Annotated in this window: 6 protein-coding genes; 4 read left to right on the top strand and 2 right to left on the bottom strand. The window is 60.2% G+C overall.

Annotated elements, in window-relative coordinates:
* Positions 1 to 650: SDR family NAD(P)-dependent oxidoreductase (locus ACYVDE_RS16030; RefSeq protein ID WP_460502554.1), on the top strand; the 650-nt coding region annotated here is incomplete at its 5' end.
* Between the two features lie 54 nt (positions 651 to 704).
* Here the strand turns inward: ACYVDE_RS16030 and ychF are convergent.
* Positions 705 to 1,805 (bottom strand): redox-regulated ATPase YchF, encoded by a 1,101-nt coding sequence (gene ychF, locus ACYVDE_RS16025; protein ID WP_460502553.1) that lies wholly within the window; start codon positions 1,803 to 1,805, stop codon positions 705 to 707.
* 235 nt (positions 1,806 to 2,040) lie between these two features.
* A complete protein-coding gene (locus ACYVDE_RS16020) occupies positions 2,041 to 2,409 on the bottom strand; it encodes a DUF3276 family protein (protein WP_460502552.1) in 369 nt (122 codons plus the stop codon).
* A gap of 295 nt (positions 2,410 to 2,704) precedes the next feature.
* On the opposite strand from ACYVDE_RS16020, the gene ACYVDE_RS16015 reads away from it, so the two are divergent.
* The 3 genes from ACYVDE_RS16015 to ACYVDE_RS16005 all read left to right on the top strand — a co-directional run.
* Complete coding sequence (locus ACYVDE_RS16015) at positions 2,705 to 3,622, top strand: DUF58 domain-containing protein (protein WP_460502551.1); 918 nt, start codon at positions 2,705 to 2,707, stop codon at positions 3,620 to 3,622.
* 33 nt (positions 3,623 to 3,655) lie between these two features.
* Complete coding sequence (locus ACYVDE_RS16010; RefSeq protein WP_460502550.1) at positions 3,656 to 3,874, top strand: hypothetical protein; 219 nt, start codon at positions 3,656 to 3,658, stop codon at positions 3,872 to 3,874.
* Between the two features lie 109 nt (positions 3,875 to 3,983).
* The coding region (locus ACYVDE_RS16005) for a hypothetical protein (protein WP_460502549.1) at positions 3,984 to 4,201 on the top strand (218 nt) is incomplete at its 3' end.

Below are 4,201 nucleotides of genomic sequence, written 5' to 3'. Positions count from 1 at the left end.
ACGCCGTGGCCGCCTGCGTGGCCGACGTGACCGACTACGCCGACTGCGAGCGCCTCGTGGCCACGGCCCTCTCCCACTTCGGCCGGCTCGACATCCTCGTCACCAACGCCAGCATCTCGCAGCGCGCCTACTTTGCCGACATGCAGCCCGAGGTATTCGCCCGCGTGCTCGACAGCAACGTGTACGGCTCGGTGTATCCACTCATGGCCGCGCTGCCGCACCTGCGGGCCAGCCGGGGCAGCGTCACGTTCATTTCCAGCATTTCGGCGCTCAATGGCATGCCCAGCGGCTCGGCCTACTGCGCCGGCAAGGCGGCCATCTCCAACCTGGCCCACACCCTGCGCCTGGAGCTGGCCGATACCGGCCTGCACTTCGGCGTGGTGCACATCGGCTTCACCCAGAACGACCCCGAAAAGCGCGTGCTCGATGCCGCCGGCCAGCCCGTGCCCATTGCGCACCGTCCGCCCCGCTGGCAAAAATCGCAAGCCGAAGTGGCCACCATCATCGTGCGCCATATCCGGAAGCGCAAGCGGCGCACGGTTATTTCATTTCTTGGTCGCATCATCGTCTTAGTACACAACACGCTCCCTCGCTTTGGCGATTGGGTGGTGCTCACGACGATAAGGCGGATGCGGAAATTCTACGAATAAAAAAGGCAGCTCCTGCACGGGGCTGCCTTTTTTATTAAATTCAATTGAAGATTCTCAGACGTTGAAGCGGAAGTGCATGATGTCGCCGTCCTGCACCACGTAGTCCTTGCCTTCGACGGCCATTTTGCCGGCTTCCTTGATTTTCACCTCGGTCTTGTACTCCTGATAATCGGGCAGCTTGATGACCTCGGCGCGGATGAAGCCCTTCTCGAAATCGGAGTGGATGACGCCGGCCGCGGCGGGCGCTTTGTCGCCGCGGTGGATGGTCCAGGCGCGCACTTCCTGCACGCCGGCCGTGAAGTAGGTAATCAGGTTCAGCAGTTCGTAGCTGGCCCGGATGAGCTTGTTCAGGCCCGACTCGGTGAGGCCGTACTCGCCCAGGAACATGGCTTTTTCCTCGGGGTCTTCCATCTCGGCAATCTGGGCTTCGATGGCGGCCGATACCAGGACCACTTGGGCGCCTTCGGCTTTCACGTGCTCGCGCAGGGCGGTTACGTGGTTGTTGCCGTTGCTGGCGATGCTGGCCTCGTCCACGTTGGCCACATAAATCACGGGCTTCACGGTGAGCAGCTGCAGGTCGGCAATGGCTTCGAGGTCGTCGGCCGAGGCGTCTACGGCGCGGGCATTCTGACCGGCTTCGAGGGCGGCTTTAAATTTCTGCAGCGACACCACTTCCTTCTTGGCCACGGCGTCGCCGGCCTTAGCGCTGCGCTCCGACTTCTGCAGCTTCTTCTCGACGCTTTCCAGGTCCTTGAGTTGCAGCTCGGTGTCGATTACATCCTTATCGAAAACGGGGTCGACGCCGCCGGCTACGTGCACGATGTTGGGGTCGTCGAAGCAGCGCACCACGTGAATGATGGCATCCACCTCGCGGATATTGGCCAGGAATTTATTGCCCAAGCCCTCGCCCTTGCTGGCGCCCTTCACGAGGCCGGCGATGTCGACAAACTCGATGATGGTGGGCAGCACACGCTTGGGGTTCACGAGGGCTTCCAGAATCTGCAGCCGCTCGTCGGGCACGGTGATGACGCCCACGTTGGGCTCGATGGTGCAGAACGGGTAGTTGGCCGATTCGGCCTTGGCGTTCGATAACGCGTTGAACAGAGTGGATTTACCGACGTTCGGCAAGCCGACGATACCGCAGCGGAGGCCCATTTAAGTAGGGTTGAGTGTTGAGTGTTGAGTGTTGAATTGCGGGCAATTCGGCCGCAAAGGTACGGCCTGCGGCAATGGCATTAGCTAAAAAGAACGTCATGCTGAGCGCAGCCGAAGCATCTCGCGTGTGGTAGTAATCAATGTCTTTGAACAATTGAGATACTATTGCACGTGAGATGCTTCGGCTGCGGTCAGCATGACGTTCTTGCTTGGCCGCCGGGCCAAATGCACTCCTTTAGTAGTTGTCGTCGCTCCGATTGGGGTCGTAGGCGGGGCGTTCGGCCTCGCGGCGGGGCTGGTCACGGTCGTCAAAGTCGCGCGGGCGGTCGAGCTCGGCCACTTCTTCGGGGGTCAGCAACTCCTCACGCACGTAGTCCACGGCGTCCTGCAGGGCGTCCACGAACTTCATGAAATCCTCCTTGTAGAGAAAAATTTTGTGTTTTTCGTACGAAACCGAGTCGTCGCCGTGCTGGCGGCGCTTGCTTTCGGTGATGGTCAGGTAGTAATCCTGGCCGCGGGTGGCTTTCACGTCGAAGAAGTACGTGCGCTTGCCGGCTTTAATGCGTTGGGAATAAATCTCTTCCTGGTCGTGACGGTCGTCCACGGGAATGGGTTGGGGGTATGGGTGGGAAATAGGTTTCTCGTTTAGTTGAAAGGCCTAACTTACGAAAGATGAACCAAAGATAAACGCAGGGGCGAGCGTGGCTGTTGAGGCAGAAACGCGCAGCCGGGGAACCTCACCCCCGGCCCCTCTCCTCGGGAGAGGGGAGCCACGGCGGCGCAAACTCGGATTTCCGCCTTCAATCGTCAGGCTTCCCTTTTCTGGGAAGAGGAGCCGGGGGTGAGATTCTCCGGCTGCGCCCGAAATGCCGTTCTTTACGACAACAAACGTCCACCCCATGCCTCTCGACCTCGCTTCCATCCGCTCCTTCGAGAACCTTGAGTTTCTGGCCCGCCAGCTGGTCGATGGGTTTATCACCGGGCTGCACCAGTCGCCCTACCATGGCTTTTCGGTGGAGTTTTCGGAGCACCGCCTCTACAACCCCGGCGAAAGCACGCGCCACATCGACTGGAAGGTGTTTGCCCGCACCGACAAGCTGTTTGTGAAGCGCTACGAGGAGGAAACCAACCTGCGCGCCCACCTGCTGCTCGACGTGAGCCCGAGCATGTACTACCCCGCGCCGAACCACGACAAGCTGAAATTCAGCATTCTGGCCGCTGCGGCTCTCACCACGCTGCTCACCCGGCAGCGCGACGCAGTGGGCCTCGTCACCTTCGCCGATACCATTGAGCTGCAAACCCCGGTGCGCTCCACCAGCACCCACCGCCACACGCTGCTACTGGCCCTGCAGCAGCTGCTGGAACGGCCGCCCGCGCCCAAATCGGGCCGGGGGACCGACGTGGCCGGCACTATCCACGCCATCGCCCAGCAGATTCCTAAACGCTCACTCGTCATCGTGTTCTCGGACATGCTAGGGCGCGGCGCCGCCGAGCAGGACGCCGCCTTGGCGGCCTTGCAGCACCTCAAGCACCAGCACCACGAAGTGCTGCTCTTCCACGTGCTCGACCGGGCTACCGAAACCGATTTTGAGTTCAGCGAGCGGCCCTACATTTTCGAAGACGTGGAAACCGGCCTCGAAATCAAGCTACAGCCTTCCCAGATAAAGGACCAGTACCGGGCGGCAATGCTGGCCTACGAGCAGGAGCTAGCCCAACGCTGCGGCCAGCTGCGCATCGACTTCGTGCCGGTAGATGTGCGCGAGCCGTTCGAGAAAGTGCTGTACGCCTACCTGGTGAAGCGCGGCAAGGTGCGGTAGCTTATCGTTTTCTTTATCCTAACGCTTATTTCCGTGTTTCTGCTTCGCCTGCTGCTGATTTTTGGAGTTTCCCTGCTCGTCTTTGCGCCCATCACGGGCTATATCGCCTACAACTATGGCCGCTCGTTCTGGCGCTGGTTTGGGTTGGGGATGGTGCTGCCGTTTGTGTCGGTATTTATCGCCCTGTTTGTGGCCATGCGCGAACGCAGCGCCGAAGACCAGGCCAACCGCCAGAATAATATCCAGCAATAGCTGCGATATCGAAGCCGCAGAGAAAGGGGGCAATTGCGCAAAAGAGAATTTGTGCAAAGCTTCAGCTATATTTGCTTTAGCCTAATTTTCCACCTTTTTCTGCAACTTCATGACAACTTTTTTATCCTGGCCGGCGCCTTGGGCGCGGCCGGCCTATTATCTACGCCCGCTGGTGGGCGCAGGGTTGCTGGCGGCCACCCTTTTCGCCACCGGTTGTAGCCAGGATGCGGAGCTGGCCGCTCCGGCCTCGCCCACGGCGGCCACATACCCGGCCGATGCCGCGCACAAATGGGCCGACATGGAACTGCGGCTGATTAAAAACGGCAC

This window comes from Hymenobacter agri, from assembly GCF_054778495.1.
This window is presented reverse-complemented; position numbering and strand designations above follow the sequence as displayed.